This window comes from Pseudomonas sp. 2822-15 (genome assembly GCF_002742515.1).
Taxonomy (GTDB): domain Bacteria; phylum Pseudomonadota; class Gammaproteobacteria; order Pseudomonadales; family Pseudomonadaceae; genus Aquipseudomonas; species Aquipseudomonas salomonii.
This window is the reverse complement of record NZ_LJRY01000209.1, coordinates 161,539-178,019: the sequence shown is the minus strand read 5'-3', so window position 1 is coordinate 178,019 and position 16,481 is coordinate 161,539. Positions and strand designations below refer to the sequence as shown.

Annotated in this window: 12 protein-coding genes; 8 read left to right on the top strand and 4 right to left on the bottom strand. The window is 55.7% G+C overall.

The genetic code is table 11. The annotated features are described in order from the left end of the window. Positions 1–62: 62 nt before the first annotated feature. The 6 genes from AOA59_RS23000 (at position 63) to AOA59_RS22975 (ending at position 7,323) form a co-directional block, all read left to right on the top strand. On the top strand, positions 63–461 hold the full coding sequence (locus tag AOA59_RS23000) for a cytidine deaminase (protein WP_099489169.1): 399 nt from the start codon (positions 63–65) through the stop codon (positions 459–461). Between the two features lie 54 nt (positions 462–515). After that, the gene (locus tag AOA59_RS22995; protein ID WP_017135630.1) at positions 516–1,781 is read left to right on the top strand and encodes a NupC/NupG family nucleoside CNT transporter; all 1,266 of its coding nucleotides are present in this window, start codon (positions 516–518) and stop codon (positions 1,779–1,781) included. 10 nt (positions 1,782–1,791) lie between these two features. Then, positions 1,792–3,099 carry a thymidine phosphorylase gene (deoA, locus tag AOA59_RS22990; protein ID WP_099489168.1) on the top strand — a complete coding sequence of 436 codons (1,308 nt, stop codon included), beginning with the start codon at positions 1,792–1,794 and terminating at the stop codon, positions 3,097–3,099. After that, on the top strand, positions 3,096–4,325 hold the full coding sequence (locus tag AOA59_RS22985) for a phosphopentomutase (protein WP_099489167.1): 1,230 nt from the start codon (positions 3,096–3,098) through the stop codon (positions 4,323–4,325). Before deoA ends, AOA59_RS22985 begins: the two co-directional genes overlap by 4 nt. A 68-nt stretch (positions 4,326–4,393) precedes the next feature. After that, the gene (locus tag AOA59_RS22980; RefSeq protein ID WP_099489166.1) at positions 4,394–5,020 is read left to right on the top strand and encodes a dTMP kinase; all 627 of its coding nucleotides are present in this window, start codon (positions 4,394–4,396) and stop codon (positions 5,018–5,020) included. A gap of 167 nt (positions 5,021–5,187) precedes the next feature. Further along, on the top strand, positions 5,188–7,323 hold the full coding sequence (locus AOA59_RS22975) for a TonB-dependent siderophore receptor (RefSeq protein ID WP_099489165.1): 2,136 nt from the start codon (positions 5,188–5,190) through the stop codon (positions 7,321–7,323). A 149-nt stretch (positions 7,324–7,472) separates the two neighbouring features. Here AOA59_RS22975 and AOA59_RS22970 read toward each other — a convergent pair whose 3' ends face one another. The 3 genes from AOA59_RS22970 to AOA59_RS22960 are packed head-to-tail and all read right to left on the bottom strand — an operon-like array spanning position 7,473 to position 10,816. Next, positions 7,473–8,363, bottom strand: coding sequence for an SMP-30/gluconolactonase/LRE family protein (locus AOA59_RS22970; protein ID WP_256593102.1), 891 nt, complete (start codon positions 8,361–8,363; stop codon positions 7,473–7,475). A gap of 33 nt (positions 8,364–8,396) precedes the next feature. After that, positions 8,397–9,569, bottom strand: a complete 1,173-nt coding sequence (locus tag AOA59_RS22965; protein WP_256593101.1) for an MFS transporter — start codon at positions 9,567–9,569, stop codon at positions 8,397–8,399. Then, complete coding sequence (locus AOA59_RS22960; protein ID WP_099489164.1) at positions 9,566–10,816, bottom strand: FAD-binding oxidoreductase; 1,251 nt, start codon at positions 10,814–10,816, stop codon at positions 9,566–9,568. The genes AOA59_RS22965 and AOA59_RS22960 overlap by 4 nt, the downstream gene beginning before the upstream one ends. Positions 10,817–11,605: 789 nt before the next feature. On the opposite strand from AOA59_RS22960, the gene AOA59_RS22955 reads away from it, so the two are divergent. Next, the gene (locus AOA59_RS22955; protein WP_065930044.1) at positions 11,606–12,424 is read left to right on the top strand and encodes an SDR family oxidoreductase; all 819 of its coding nucleotides are present in this window, start codon (positions 11,606–11,608) and stop codon (positions 12,422–12,424) included. A 138-nt stretch (positions 12,425–12,562) separates the two neighbouring features. Here AOA59_RS22955 and AOA59_RS22950 read toward each other — a convergent pair whose 3' ends face one another. Next, on the bottom strand, positions 12,563–13,579 hold the full coding sequence (locus AOA59_RS22950; RefSeq protein WP_065930043.1) for an AraC family transcriptional regulator: 1,017 nt from the start codon (positions 13,577–13,579) through the stop codon (positions 12,563–12,565). A 960-nt stretch (positions 13,580–14,539) separates the two neighbouring features. Between AOA59_RS22950 and AOA59_RS22945 the strand changes: the two genes are divergently transcribed. Continuing rightward, a complete protein-coding gene (locus tag AOA59_RS22945; RefSeq protein ID WP_065930042.1) occupies positions 14,540–16,468 on the top strand; it encodes a DUF1302 domain-containing protein in 1,929 nt (642 codons plus the stop codon). Positions 16,469–16,481 lie beyond the last annotated feature (13 nt).

Here is a 16,481-nt window from a genome sequence, read left to right as displayed (position 1 = left end):
CACCCATAAGAGCGTCACGACCGTCCTGGACGTGCTCGCAAAAAATGGGATGCACCCTGTAAATGACAATTGAACAGCGTTTGATGGAACAGGCCAAGCGGGCGGCCGAGCGTACGTATTCGCCTTATTCCAAATTTCCGGTCGGCGCGGCGTTGCTGACCGCCGACGGTGAGGTCATACAGGGCTGCAACGTGGAGAACATCTCCTACGGGCTGACCAATTGTGCCGAACGCAGCGCTTTGTTCAGTGCCATCAGCCAGGGCCATGCGCCGGGCAGTTTCAGGGCCATCGCGGTTTACGCACCCAACGTTTCACTGATAAGCCCTTGCGGTGCCTGCCGCCAGGTGATGCTGGAGTTGATGGCCAAGGATGCAGTGGTGATTTGCCAGGGCAGTGACCCGGCCGCCACGCGTACCTGGACCCTGGCGCAATTGCTGCCGGGCGCCTTCGACGCTTTCTAATCCTGGGCAGGCCAACCGGCCTGCGTCCGCTTGGTCCCTTGTTGAGACGCCTGCATGATCAGTCTTGTCGGAATAGCGACCCTTATTGTCATTGCCATTGCTTTATCCCACCAGCGACGCTCGATCAATTGGCGCACGGTTTCGGTGGCCTTTGTGATTCAGGTGTTGATCGGCGCTTTTGCGCTGTACGTGCCCTGGGGCCAGACCGTGCTCGCCGCGTTGTCGGGCGCGGTGGCGTCCCTGCAGCTCTACGCCAACAAAGGCATCGAGTTTCTGTTCGGCGGTTTGAGTTCACCGCATATGTTTGAAGTGTTCGGCAATGGCGGGTTTGTATTTGCTATCCGGGTATTGCCGATGATTGTGTTCTTCGGCAGCTTTATCTCAGTGCTGTATTACATCGGCGTGATGGGCTGGATTATCCGGCTGGTGGGCGGCGGCCTTCGTCTGTTGCTGGGCACCAGTCGGGTCGAGTCGATGGTGGTCACGTCGGCGATTTTCATTGGCCAGTCGGAGGTGCCGCTGGTGGTTCGGCCGTTCATTGCCAAGCTGACGCGCTCTGAGTTGTTCGCGGTGATGGTCGGTGGTTTTGCCGCAGTAGCAGGTTCGGTGCTGCTCGGTTACGCCGGGCTGGGGGTGGAACTCAAATACCTGATCGCGGCGTGTTTCATGTCGGCGCCGGGGGCGTTGTTGATGGCCAAGCTTATGGAGCCGGAAACCGAAGCGGCCCGCACCGACGAGGTGATTGAAGAACTGGGGCAGGCCGAGAATCGGCCGACCAATATCATCGACGCGGCTGCCGAGGGCGCACAGGTCGGCTTGCGCCTGGCCTTGGCGGTGGGCGCGATGCTGCTTTCGTTTATCGCGTTGATCGCCTTGTTCAACGGGCTGCTCGGCTGGGCGGGCAACTGGTTCGGCTACCCGCAACTGACCTTGCAACTGGTGCTCGGGCACGTGTTGGCGCCCATCGCGTTTCTGCTCGGGGTGCCGTGGCATGAGGCGGTGCTGGCCGGCGGTTTTATCGGGGAAAAACTGGTGCTCAACGAGTTCGTCGCCTATGCCGACCTGGCCAATTACCTGACCGCAGACAAGGCCGCCGCAGCCGGGGTGCCGCTGTTGTCGGCACACACCCAGGTGATCGTCACCTTCGCCCTGTGCGGCTTTGCCAACCTGTCCTCGATTGCGATCCAACTGGGCGGCCTCACGGGCATCGCCCCGCAACGGCGTCAAGAACTGGCGCGGCTGGGCCTGCGGGCCATGATCGGCGGCACGCTTTCCAACCTGATGAGCGCGGCGATCGTCGGCTTTTTCATTTCGCTGTAAGGAGCACAGTATGTGGTTGCCACAAGAAGTGATTCGCCGTAAGCGCGACGGGCATGCCCTGGCCGCTATCGACATTCAACGGTTCGTCGCCGGCATTGCCGACGGTAGCCTCAGCGATGGGCAAGTGGCGGCGTTCGCCATGGCGGTGTTCATCAAGGGCATGGACGTGAGCGAACGCATTGCCTTGACCGAGGCAATGCGCGACTCCGGCCAGACACTGAAGTGGGAACTGCCGGGGCCTGTAGTCGACAAGCATTCCACCGGCGGCGTCGGCGACATGATCAGCTTGTTGCTCGCGCCCTTGCTGGCGGCCTGCGGGTGTTACGTGCCGATGATCTCCGGGCGTGGTCTTGGGCATACCGGCGGCACCCTGGACAAGCTCGAAAGCATCCCCGGCTACGACTGCCACCCCAGCACCGAACGCCTGCGTGCGGTGGTGGCCGAAGTCGGCTGCGCGATCATCGGCCAGACCGCCAACCTCGCGCCGGCGGACAAGCGCTTGTACGTGATCCGTGATGTGACCGGCTCGGTGGAGTCGATCGACCTGATCACCGCGTCGATCCTCGGCAAGAAACTCGCCGCCGGCCTCGATGTGTTGATCATGGATGTGAAGACCGGCAACGGCGCCTTTATGGCTGAGCCTGAGCAGGCGCAAGCACTCGCCGCCAGCATCGTCGCAGTGGCCAACGGTGCAGGAGTCAATACCCGTGCCCTGATCACCGACATGGACCAGCCGCTGGCCCGCAGTGCCGGCAATGCCCTGGAAGTGGCTGAAGCGGTCGCTTTGCTCAAGGGCGAGGTGCGCAGCGAGCGCCTGTGGGCGGTGACGTTGGCGCTGGCCACTCAGGCACTGACGATGGCCGGCCTGGCGAGGGACGAGGCTCAGGCCCGTGATCAATTGCTGCAAGCCTGGCAGAGCGGGGCGGCCTTGCAGCGCTTTGAACAGATGGTGGTTGCGCTGGGCGGTCCGCAGGGTTTTACCGACAAACCCGATGAACATTTACCCAAGGCTGCCGTGTCGGTGCCGGTGTGGGCCGAGGAGGAGGGCTGTGTCACCGAGATCGACACCCGCGCCGTGGGGTTGGCGGTGGTGACCTTGGGCGGTGGACGCAGCCATCCGGACGACGTGCTGGACCTGTCCGTGGGCTTCAGCGAGTTGGCCTTTGTAGGCGAACAAGTGAATGCAAAACGGCCCCTGGGCTGGGTACACGCGCGCACCCAAGAGCAGGCCGGGCAGGGCGCATCCGCCTTGCGCGCGGCGTATCGGCTGGGCGGTGAACGCCTGGCCGCGCGCGAATTGATCCAGGCAATCCTATGAGCAAGGCCATCGTATTAGTGCTGGACTCATTGGGCATAGGCGCGAGTGCCGACGCCGCGCTGTTTGGCGATACCGGCGCCGACACCTTGCGCCATATCGCCGAAGCCTGTGCCCGTGGTGAGGCCGATGGGCCATTGCGCCGGGGGCCTTTGACCCTGCCGAATCTGGGCCAGTTGGGATTGGGCGCCGCAGCGGCGGCCAGTGGCAATGGCCCGCTGCCAGGCAATTGGGGCGACGCGGCACCGATCGGCGCCTTTGGCCATGCGCGCGAGCAATCATCCGGCAAGGACACGCCGTCCGGGCATTGGGAGATGATGGGCGTACCGGTGCTGTTTGACTGGGGTTATTTCGAGCGACCGACCGAGTCCTTTCCACCGCAACTGCTCGCCGACCTGATTGAGCAGGCAGGGTTGCCGGGCATCCTGGGCAATTGCCATGCCTCGGGCACCACGGTGCTGGACGATTTGGGTGAATTGCACATCCGCAGCCGGCAGCCGATTTGCTACACCTCGGCCGACAGCGTGATGCAAATCGCCGCCCATGAAAGCCATTTCGGCCTTGAAGCGCTGTACCGGGTGTGTGAAATCGCCCGTACCTTATGTGATAAATACACGGTCGGCAGGGTCATTGCCCGACCCTTCACCGGCGAACACGCAGGTCAGTTCCGCCGCACCGCCAATCGCCGCGACTACACCGTGCCGCCGCCGTCAGCGACGTTGCTGGACAGCCTCTGCAACGCCGGCGGCAGCGTGCATGCGGTGGGCAAAATCGGCGATATTTTCGCCCATCGTGGTATCAGCCGCTTGTACAAGGCCGATGGCAACGATGCACTGTTCGATGCCACGCTCAAAGCCTACCGGGAAGCACCCGACAACAGCCTGGTGTTTGCCAATTTCGTCGACTTCGACATGCTCTACGGGCATCGCCGAGACTTGGCCGGCTATGCTGCCGCGCTGGAAGCGTTCGACCGCAGGCTGCCGGAGTTACTGGCGTTGATGGACCCGCAAACGTTGCTGATCATCAGCGCCGACCACGGCTGCGACCCCTCGCGCCCGGGCAGCGACCATACCCGCGAGCATGTGCCCGTACTGGCTTATGGTGCAGGCGTGGCGAAGGGCTGGTTGGGCGAGCGAGCCAGCTTTGCCGATATCGGCCAGACGCTGGCGGTGCACCTGGGGTTGGAGCCGTTGGCATGGGGCACGTCTTTTTTGCTGCGTGAGCCATAGCATCGCCAAGCGTCATTAACCCTAAACTACGTTAAGGTGTTGATCACTTATCCATCATTACGTGAAGCATGAATCGTCCATTATTTGTCTCCCTGGATGGCCCAAAAGGCACGGGTAAAACCACGCTGTTGGAAGCCGTTACCCAAGCACTGCGGGCCGACAACAAAAAGGTGATCCGTCTTTGCGAGAGAAAAAGCGATCCCTACAGGGCTGAGACCATGGCCCTGCTCAACACACACGCCAGAAACCCCACCGATGATTCGGAGTGGAAAGTGTGTGAGCGCTTTGCGGAGAGCCGGCTGTGGATTTCCCGGCACGTGCTGACTAAACAACCAGCCGACAGCATTATCCTGATAGACCGTTGGTACCCTTCAGATGCCGCGTTTCGCCGCACAGTCCCGTTCGCAGACATATTGCAGTTAAACCTGGGCCGACACGTGCGAGTGCCGGACCTGCATGTGGGCGTCATCACCGACCCCGAGGTTTCATGGTCGAGGGCCGCGCAGCGACGGCGCGGATTGGGCAGTACGTTGATCCATACGCTGCAGGAGCATGTCGAATGTACCCAGGCGTTTGTGCGAGCGGCGGGCGAACAGGGGTGGGTTTTGTGTCGTAATGAGGGGGCGATTGAACAGGCGACGGGGCAGGTGGTTGCCGAGATCTACGACGTGCTTAAGGCAGTCGAAGCAGGTTAGAGAAATTGCCCCTGCCATACCGGCCCTGGGATGGCAGAGGTACAAAGCCGATACTCGAAAGATTGCAAATGAGAATGAGTGGCAAATGAGATCCGTTGGTATATCATGCCTTCCGAATTCCAGGCAGGTTTACCTTCCCGTCCGCTCATCCATTAGGTCCAAAATCCATGCGTCATACCCTGATTTCTCTCTGCGTACTTCAGGCGGTTGCCCCTGTTGCCTGGGCGCAGGTGGCCGGCAGCGAAAATGCCAGCCTTGAGTTGCAAGCCTTCAATGTCACGGGAGACGTAGACGCCGAGACGGCTCAGGGGCCTGTCAAAGGGTATCGCGCCACACGCTCTGCCAGTGCCACGCGCACTGACACCTCAATTCATGAGACGCCACAGTCCATCACCGTAGTGCCCAAGGACGTGGTCGAGGACATTGGTGCGACTCGCCTTCAGGAGGCCCTGGACTACGCCGGCGGCGTCGGCCGAGCGAACAATTTCGGTGGCCAAGGGCTTACCAGCTTCACGGTGCGTGGGTTTACAACCGCTGAGTTCTACCGTAACGGTTTTCCGATTAACCGGGGCTACCCCAGCATGCCGGACGCCAACAGCATTGAGCGCCTTGAAGTACTTCGCGGGCCAGCGACGATGCTCTATGGGCGCGGCGATCCCGGCGGTACCTTCAACGTGGTCTCCAAACAGCCTTTGCCCGAACGTACGGTCACATTGGGCAGCCAGGTGGATGATCAGGGCATGAAGCGCGGCACCCTCGATGCCTCCGGCCCGCTGGATGAGCAAGGCCGCCTGGCCTATCGCCTCAACGTGGTGGGAGAGGGCGGCGACACCTTCCGCGACCATGTCTCAACCGAACGCTATGGGGTCACACCGGTACTGAGCTGGCAGGTCAATGACGACACCAAGGTGATTTTCGAAGGCGACTTCATGCGTAACAATCATCCGCTTGACCGAGGCCTGACCCGCTTCGCCAACCAGGGTGGCACGCCGTCCCGTGAGACCTTCTGGGGTGAAAAGTACGCCGGTAACCTGCACAACGATAACAACATGGCTCAGTTGCGCTTCGAGCATCTACTCAACGACAACTGGACGCTGGGCGGTGGTATGCAGTGGTTGGACGGTACGATGAAGGGCAATGGTGTTGAGGCAAACAATGCCACCAGCCTCAACGCCGATGGCCGAACACTCCAGCGCAACTTCAACTACCGCAAGCTGGACTGGACCGACCAGGACTATCAACTGAACCTGACCGGGCGCTTTTCCACGGGCGGCCTTGATCACACGTTGCTGACCGGCATCGAGTATGAGGACTACGACTACAAGTCGATCATCCAGCGCTCCAGCGGCGCGGCGGGAGCTTTCCCAATCGATATCTTCAACCCGGTCTATGGCCAGCCACGTCCGGCGCTGACGCGTACGCCGACCCACGACAAAGAAAACCTCAAGACTTACGCCGCCTTCGTCCAGGATCAAGTGGCGCTGACCGAGCGTTTAAAGGTGCTCGCCGGTGCGCGCTTTGAGCGCTTCGAGCACCAGTACGAATCCTACGTGCCCGGCGTCAGGAGCTGGAACGCCGCCGACAACGCCGTCACGCCGCGCATCGGGGTAATGTATGACCTCACTGACACGGTTGCGATCTACGCGGATGCCGCGCGCTCGTTCAAGCCCAACACGGGTGCCAGTCGTCAAGGTGGCGGATTCGAGCCGGAGAAGGGCAAGTCCTACGAAGCGGGGGTTAAGTGGGAAGCGCTGGACCGTCAATTGAGCGTCGATGCGGCGATCTATCAGATCGAGAAGAAAAATGTCCAGGGTGTCGACCCGGTTGACTCGGCCTTCAATGTCGCGACAGGGCAAGTCCGCAGCCGCGGCTTCGATCTGAACGTGGCCGGCAATCTGACGCCCGAGTGGCGCATGATCGGCGGCTATGGCTATGTGGATGCCGCAGTGACCCGGGACACTACCGTGCGCTCCGGAACACGGCTGGCGAATATTCCGCGCAGTAGCTTCAGCCTGCTCAACGTATACGAGTTTCAGGACGGCGCGCTTAAAGGGTTTGGCCTCGGCGCAGGTGGAAAATACGTAGCCGAACGTGCCGGGCAGACCGCCAATAACACGTTCTCGATGGGGGCTTACACCGTTGTCGACTTGCTCAGTTATTACAAGGTCAACGAAAAGGTCAGGCTCAACCTCGACGTGAAGAACCTGTTCAACCGTGAGTACGACGAAGGCTCGTTCCTGAACTTCTACGCTTACCCTGGGGAGTCGCGTACGGTGCAAGTGGGTATCTCTTATACTTTGTAACCCGCTGATCAATGAGCTGGACGACCAGTACGGCGTTAAAAAAAGCAGAGCGCCAGAGGTACCCGCCGGTTTACCGGCAGGACCTCTGGCATACTGTTATGCAACGTTTTATGCGAGCCGCAGTGGATTAAGATCCGTCGTAATGCCTGTCAACTCAGCGTAAGGTCAGCGACGCTGAACCTGTATGAAGGAACACCTGCAACGTCAATCTCGCATGAAAGTAACGCCCCTTCTTGTCGCACATCATCAACATCCGATGCTAAAGATGTCACAAAAAGAGTTGGGACATCATCTCCCCCCAAACAAGGCATCGTTGTAGCTAAAACGGGCATTTGCAAGCTGCGTAACAGTTTTCCTTCGGGAGAAACCTGATTTATTTTTCCTCTGAAAATACCGGCACTCCAGTAATTTCCATGTACATCCATAGTTGCGCCATCGGGCCAACCAAACTCTTCATGATCGAACGTGAAAAAATCTCGCTCGTTCGAAATCGTACCAGTCGCAACATCAAAGTCAAACGCCTTGACTGTTGAACTTAACCCATCCGAGTGATACATGATTTTTCCATCAGGACTCCATGCGAGCCCGTTGGAGATAAAAATCCCATCCTTAACCAGGGTTACTTCTCCGGATGCGGTAACACGGTATAACGCGCCGGAAATATTCATGCTGTTCTCGTCCATACTGCCGACCCAGAAGCAGCCATCCGGCCCAACTTTTCCGTCATTTAGCTGATTACCGGGACGGTCTACTTCCGGGTTCACGATGAACTCAAGTTCGCCCGTTGCAGGATCAAACAGATGTATGCCTGTTTTAAGCGCCGCGACTAGACGCTCGTCCTCAGATAAACCGATACTTCCAACAAGGGCGGGCATCTGATAACGATTGAGTACACCACTTTTTGGGTCGTACGAATGAATGGCATGGTTGTTGATATCAACAAACCAAAGCAATGACCGCCTATCATCCCATAGTGGGCTTTCCGCAATCTCAAAAGGCAAATTGGTACACACAGTCATCTGAGGGGACATATGATTCATTTTATTTTCCTTCACAGGTAAGTGAGAAACAACTCAGCTCGAATAGCTTAAAGGTTGCTTCCTCCGTTCTCGAAAAGCCGCCCAAACAAAAGGAATAGCTAGAACGATACCGATCCCCAGCAAGATCGCGAACTGGCGGCCACCAAATGAATGATAAAGTTGTCCAGCTATTGCTGTGCCGATGCCCGCGCCTACGAAGGTCAGTACAACCGTTCGAGCCACCAAGGTCCCATCGGAGTCTATTTCTGAAAGCAACCCGGTGAGAAAAGGAATAACTACAAAGAAGGAACAATTCAAAGCAACTTGATTTAGAAATAGGTATAGCAGCGTGTTCGACTCGAAAAAACCTATCAGTGACACAATCATCACTAACTGCGCCAGGATTATAAGCACTAAACGATGACCCTGGCTTCTACTCATGGCCGGAAATATCGCGCCGAGAAAACCGATAAGCGACGAAAGCGAAAGAAAAATACCGATGGTGGAGGTCGTCAGTCCGGCACGCTCACTCACCAGACCGGCAACTGCCCATTGAGAAGCCTGAACGCCATAAATCAGTATCGTTACAGCCCATATCGCAAAAATCAGCGCTCTTGACGGCTTACCCTTTGGTAACGTTGATCGCAGTCTATCGCCCCTTTCAGCAAAACATCCTATAGGCAGTACGTACTTTGATGTCACAATAACCAGGCAGAATACCGTAAAGAAAATGCCTCGATTAATCCACGCATCCGGTAGAAGCGAGACAAAGATCAGAATACTGCCATTCAATCCGCCTGCGATCAGATTGATTTGCCCCCAAACGCGTTCCGCGCAAACGCGTTGTGAGAGAGCCGATGCAATCACTACGAAGATCATCCCCTCGAACAGGCCCGCCATGCTCCGTGCAGCCCCCATTACTTCAATGGTTGGAGCAAAATAACTTAAGGCCTGTGCGAAGCCCGTGCCGAGTACACCGATAACCACAAATAACGGTGCGGCCTTGGCTATCAAGCGAGGAAATACAGCGCAGCTAATCGCGATGCCTATAATTTCCAGACCTGCAATCTGTGTTGCAACACTTTCATCTAAACCGAAACGGGACATCACCGCCGCAACCAGAAACGGTATAAGAACCAGGCCATTTGTCGCAATTGCGTAGCCTAAGGCCAGGCGAATTATTGATTGGATCGTCAATGCTTCCCTTACAATCAATTGCGCTTTCACCGCAAGGTCTCCGCGGAAGTCGTGTTCTCTGTTGGATTTGCACTGTAGTAGTTGGCATAACGAGAACGGCACTGTTCGAGCATATCGCTTTCGGGCAGTTTCTCAACAAACCGGGAGGGGAGCATTCGCGACAAGTTCATAGAAGGCTCACCCGCAATGATCCAGTGCGCCAGCAATTCACCTAGCGCCGGAGACACCGAGAAACCCCCAACATTGCAACCGCCGATAGCATACAAGCCTGCTACGCCGGGTACCGGGCCCAGAATATGATCGCCATCGGTTGTCATAGTAGGCAGCCCACCACGGTGTTCTTTTATAGCTGCATCACGAAAAATCGGGAATTGTGCTTCAACAGATTTCGCCAGGCGCTTCAATACATCAATATCCAACTCCAGATCTTCAATGCGGAAATCCTTGCCCATTGAGTTTGCACCGTAAAAAACCGGATCGGATTCATAACCGCCAAACATTAACCCGCCCCTGTCGGGACGGATGTATATATTGGCATCGAGAATTCGGACGGTGGGCTGCGCTGACGTGACTTCAGCGAGTGGCTGGGTAACCATCAACTGATGTCGAACTGGAAATGCCGGCAAAGCGACACCTGCGAAGGATGCTACAAGCCTTAGCCAGCCACCGGCTGCATCTACCACGACAGGGGCTTTGAGATCACCTCGGGAAGTAGCCACCCCAGTTACCTGCCCGCGCTCCACGATGATCTGCTCTATCTCGGTATGAGGTAATAAAGTAGCGCCTAACTTCTGTGCGGCGCGCGCATAGCCAAGCGGGAGTTGTCCTGGGTCTAAATAGACATCACTGCGCACGTAACCTGCCGCAAGAATATCCTTTGGATTCAAGAAAGGCATTAATTGAGCGGCTTCCTCGGCGGAAACAAGGTCAACGTCCAACCCCATATATTTGCCGAGCTCAACACCTCCGTGAATCAAGGCGGCATGTTCCGCAGTGCGAGCCAGCGTAAGGCTGCCTGATTGAAAATACTCCAGTGGCTCGCCAGTTTCTTCGGTAAATTCGATGATCTTTTTAACTGAGTGCGACGCGATATGCGTCATCATTTCTGAACGACGAACCTGACCTGTCAAGCCTGCAGCCCGAGGAGAAGTTTGGGAAGCGATCGCTGCCTGATCGACCAGAGCTACGTTACGACCCGCAGCAGAAAGATGGAACGCCACGCTAGCACCAAAAGCACCAGAGCCAATAACTACAACATCAAAGTTGCCGATTGTCATTCAACTATCTCCGTAATTATTATATAGGTAATTGAGACTGATGAAGCCTTAAACATTTATCTTGAGACGCCGTGGATGTTACGCCAGTATCCATGTTTAACTTTCTGCATTTTTAATAAAATATAATATCCTCGTCCCGAGGACGATAGAGCGCTTTCGGCCAGAGAGGGGTCTGCCAAGGCCATAAAAAAGGAAGACGATGTCGCCATTGGACCAGCGGTGGCGTCCTGTCTCGGCTGAATAGTGACTTATTATCCGCAGGGGCCATGATGCCCAGGTCACTACGATGATGGCCGCTATGGATCAGTTAACCTTTTGCGCACGTGGCATTTAACCCTTGTCGCCGCGAACGAACGACCTGCCAAACCACTTCTGCCAAATACCCTTGCGAAGTTGCAATCGGTTTAAGACTGCCCCGAACTTAGTGAGCCGCATGCGCCGGGAGCTTACTGGCCTGACCGAACCCCTAAAATGGCCTTATTCCCCCTTGGTGGCTAAGCAGTCGCCCTCATAATCTCTTGAATACGGCGGACGGCCCTGCCATGCCGCTTCATGAACACCAACCCGGTGACCACCTCCCTTTGACGAGGTTAGTAGGCGCAGTCGTTGCGGCTCCTATTCGAACAGTCACGTCACCTACACCTGGAGAAAACCATCGCTCAAGACGTCATAACGATCGGATTACGCTGACTGAAGAGGTCATTCGTTGGCAAAGCATCAGGAATCATCTTTTAGCCATTCCCCCTATTTTGATTGCCTTGCGTTGTGGCAATTGCAGGAGTAATACCCATGAAGAAAAAAAATAACCAGGTTATGTTGTTAACGGGTGCCGCCAGCGGTATTGGTGCAGCTACTGCGAAGCTCGCTATCTCTCAGGGTTATCGTGTCATGCTGGCAGACATTAATAGTAAAGGGGCACGCGAACTGGCGGCATCCTTGGGCGTTAATGCGGGCGCTGTGGGTTTGGATATCTGCTCGGAAAAACAATGGACGAATGCCATTGAGGCGACGATCAGTAAATTCGGCCAGCTTGATATACTCGTCAATAATGCGGCAATCGTTTATACCGGTTACGCACGTGACGTGCCCCTGGCACAACATCAGCGCACACTTGATACCAACTTCATGGGGCCACTTACCGGCACCTTGGCAGTCCTCAAACAGTTTAATGAGCAAGGTCATGGCCACATCGTTACGGTGTGTAGCATGACCGCGTTCATGCCTTTTCCCGGTATCGCCAGCTATGGTGCTTCAAAACAGGCGCTTCGAGCATTTCACCATGCACTCGCTCTGGAGGAACGCCATGGCCCAATCGACTTCACCATTTTGCACCCAACGTCAACGGAAACACCGATGCTTGAACAGGAAGCTAATGACGACGCTTCGTCTTTCGCCTTTGCCAGCGAGCCCGTCACTGCAGAATTCGTCGCACAGACACTGCTCACTGCCATTAAGAAAAAATCAATAGAAGTATTTATGCCGCCCGAGCAAGCGCGTGCAGTACGCATGCTAGGCACCGACCCGAAGAAGATGCGCGCCTTGTTCGATACCATGGAGGAGATCGGCAGGCAAAGCCAACGTGCACGCCGTGCAGAGGCGGGTGCGTAGGTTACGGTAAACGCGATGCCACTATAGGTCTTACTGCGAAGAGGGGCCCAACCACATGGGCTCCTCTTGCAATAAGACGAGGTCAATCAAGTGGTCATGGGCTACTTCATTACCCCGCGGTGCCGGGAGACCTACCGCTTATTGGGACTTCCGAGGCCCATGTCCGGTCCAGCGCTTGAACGCTCTGCGAAAGTTGTGTGCGTCGCTGAAGCCCACTTCATACGCCACTTCGTCGATGGTCAACCGTGGGTTGGTGAGCAGGGCGACTGCGTGCACCATTCGAAGTTGATCCAGAACATTCTGGTATGACCTCCCTTGGTCTGCCAGACGCCTTCGCAAAGTCCGATCACTCATGCACAGTTGCGTAGCGACCGCCGATAGGGACGGGGTCTGGCGCAGATCTCGGCGTACGATGCGTTCTATGGATTCGATGAACTCATCCTCCATCGACTGTTTGGCAACATTCATCTGAAGAAAATCCAACACCTGCCGGTGGCTAAGCGGGTCGTAGGTCGCTATGCGTTTTTCTGCCCAATGGGCGTCGCAGGCAAAAATATTCTCCGACTGGTCATAACGTATAGGGCATTTGAATACCTGGTCGTAATGGGCTGAGTACGACGGCTTTGAATAACTCAGCTCAACAAAGCTGGGAGTGAAGGTATCGCCTGCCAGTGTTCGTACCAGGTTTAGAAAGACACCGAAGCTTTCTTCCACCAAAAACGGTTGGAGATCCGGCTCGTGAAACAGGCTTCTGGCACGAATCGTCAGGTATTTACCACTATCGACCCGTTCCAGTTGCAACAACACGCCCGCATGGCGCTGCATTTTGATGCCCAGATCGATCGCATTACCCAAGGTTGGACTGGTGAGCATTGCGTAACCCACCAACCCAATCGAACCAATGGTTTCCTGGGTGCCTATATCAAGCCCCAATCCACGTTCGCGATCCTTGGTGCATGCAAGTGCCCGGCGGATCAGGGACGCTGCCTGACGAAAGGACACCAGGCAGTCCGGGCTTGAAAGGTCTTCTATCTCAAAGCCCAGGCCCATGCATAAACGTACCGGGTCAATACCAAAGTCTTTGCTCATGCCGGTAATGCATCGCAAAAGATAAGTATGAAAATTGGCTGTGGTGTAACGCGCAGAACCGTCCATCTGAGCCCCTTTTTTGTTTGATTCTAAAGCCCTGTTCATGGTCGCGTGCAAGTATTTATCAACGCAACGGTGGCGTCCGTTCGAAGCGATGGGTTTGCAGCTGTTCAGCGTGACGGTTGGACAAGTATGGCCGCCATTGCCCCCATTATGGTCTCGGCTACCCTGAACAATGGCGGACGCCTGCCTTAATTTGGAGTGGAAAAGAGGCGTTTTCGAAGTAATCCTTTAGTGCGTCGCAGGGCAGGGTGTTCGCGGCCAAACTGGGGGCCTATCGGGAGAGTCTGCACGCGCTGCGGGAAACCTCCTATGACGTCCCCGGTGAATCTGATGCGGCTTATTGAGCTGGAGCCCTGAATATACGGATAACCATCAATCAGCACCATGAGCGCGTACTGGTGGGGGATCGAAGGCGCTGTTGATAGTGACCAAGAGTAAAAAAGACCGCTCTACGGGTCGGAACAGGCCAGACCAATCGGCATCTGGATGGCCGGGACTGACCCCAAACTGGCCTTTAGGCCTATGCACTTGTGGGTGGGTCCGGTTCTACACTCGAGTCCAACGACAAGCCCGCATAACCAGACACCAGGCAGGTGATGTAATGCTTTATGCATTGATTACGGGAGCCTCAGGCGGCACCGGAACTGAGTTGCCAAGCGAGTTTTTCATCAACAACGCAGGGGGCGGTAGTGTCGGCCTGATTTACCAAATACGTATTCCCAGTTCCTCGGCAGGATAGGTGGTGCCTGCTTCCAAGGGCTTGAGTTATCAGCGTGTCTGAAGCGTTGCCCCATGACTTGAGGCATACGGGCGTGACCTGTACGCATTAGATGTAAGCAGGTGTCTTTGGATCTGAATAAGTTCGTCCGCAGGCTCACATCAGGGTGAGCCTGAGAGTACGCGCACTCATCCAAAGAGATAGGGCGTGAAAAATAATAATAACTGCCTCGGAGCAAAGTGAGCATGAGCAAAGACGTTGAGGAATTTACGAAAGTGCGCGTTCGCGCCGGAATCAGTCGGGTATTGGCTGGCTTATTGCCCTCGGTCCTAGTTATTCCGTCTGTGGGAGCCGTTGAGTTCAGTTTTATGGACAGCCAAGTCAAGGGCTCCCTCGACTCGACCGTGTCCTATGGGGCGGCGTGGCGAGTGCAGAGTCAGGACAAGAATAATGATGCGTTTAACGGTAATGACGGCGATCGCAACTTTAGCCCAGGCCTAATTTCGCAAGTTTATAAGCTGACGTCGGAACTAAGTGCCACGTATCAGAATTACGGTGTCTTTGTTCGTGGCTCGGCTTTTTATGACAGCCAGATCATGAATAATCACACCGATTACTATGATCATTCAGACATTGTTGAGCCAAGCCAGAACTACCCCAAAGACAACCGTTTCACCTATGAAGCGCGACGGGATGCCGGACGAGGCGGGCAACTCCTCGATGCCTACATCTATGGCAAGTGGGATCCCTTTGATCATCCCCTGTCAGTACGAGTGGGCAAGCAGGTATTCAACTGGGGCGAAAGTGTATTTTATCGAGGCGGCGTAAATACCACCAACCCTTTGGATGTAACTAAATTCCGTTTGCCCGGCTCGCAACTCAAGGAAGTCCTGGTACCGGTCGGGGCCCTAAGTTTCAACCTGGGCCTGACCGACAATTTATCCATGGAGGCCTTTTACCAGGTCGACTGGAAGGAAAGTTCTCTGGATCCGGTGGGCACCTATTATTCGACGACGGATCTGTTTGGTAAAGGCGGAAAGCAAGCCTACGTACAGGTACCCGAGCTGTCGCCTGCGTTCGCCGCATATCAAGGCATCGCTGCGGCGGTTCCGGGTATCGGCTTGGGTGCCGGACCCCATGGAATTAACAGTTTCATGGACGCCAACACTGGTATCTTCAAGGTGGCCAACGTTGGCAAGGATATCAAAGCCAGGGACAGTGGACAGTTTGGGATAAATCTTCACTACATAGCGCCAGCGCTTAATTACACGGATTTCGGTTTTTACTTTGTTAATTACCATACCAAGGAACCGTTGGAATCCCTCAGTCTCGCAAACTATAAAGGTATCGACCTCGCCAGCTTGTCTGGCGTGGCAGGCAGCAATGCGGGGGCGATAGCGACTCTGGATATGGTGGGTAACGCCGTGGTACAGCGCGCGTATGTGGAAGACGTCCACATGTACGGCTTCAGCTTCAATACCACCTTGGGTAATGCTTCATTGTTTGGCGAACTGGCGTATCGACCTAACATGCCCATCAGTATCAGCGCAACCAATGATTTACTGGGTGACATCCTTGGCCAGGGCATCGCAGGCACTACTAATATTTATGACTCCTCGGTGGCGGGTGGCCAGGCCTGCGTTCAGGTGTCAGGCAAGTCGCTGTGCCGTGACGGTACGTTGAATAACTATAAGAGGGTAGAGTCCTACAATGCGTCTGTAGGGACGATCTACAACTTTGGCCCCGCACTGAGCTTTGATTCGGTAATCGGCATTGCCGAGTTGGCAGGCGAACACTTGGGTGGAAACTTGACCTATACCGCCTTTACACCGACACCGGAAGTTCGAAAGTTTGCCGGTTCACCAGACTTATCTGATTCACCGATTTCCCGTAACTCCTACGGTTATACACTGGTGATCACGGGCACCTGGAATGATGTGTATGCCGGTGTCAATCTCTCGCCCTCTATTAACTATTCCGATGACGTTAAAGGCAATTCCGATCTGACCGGTAACTTCATGGAGGGCCGAAAAGCTTACACCTTTGGTGTCAAGGCAGATTATCGCGGCGGCCTGGAAACTGAGCTGCAATACACCACCTTCAGTGGAGCCGGTAAGGGCAACACTGTACGCGACCGTGACAATGTGAGTTTCGACGTCAAGTACTCCTTCTGATACACCATTTTTT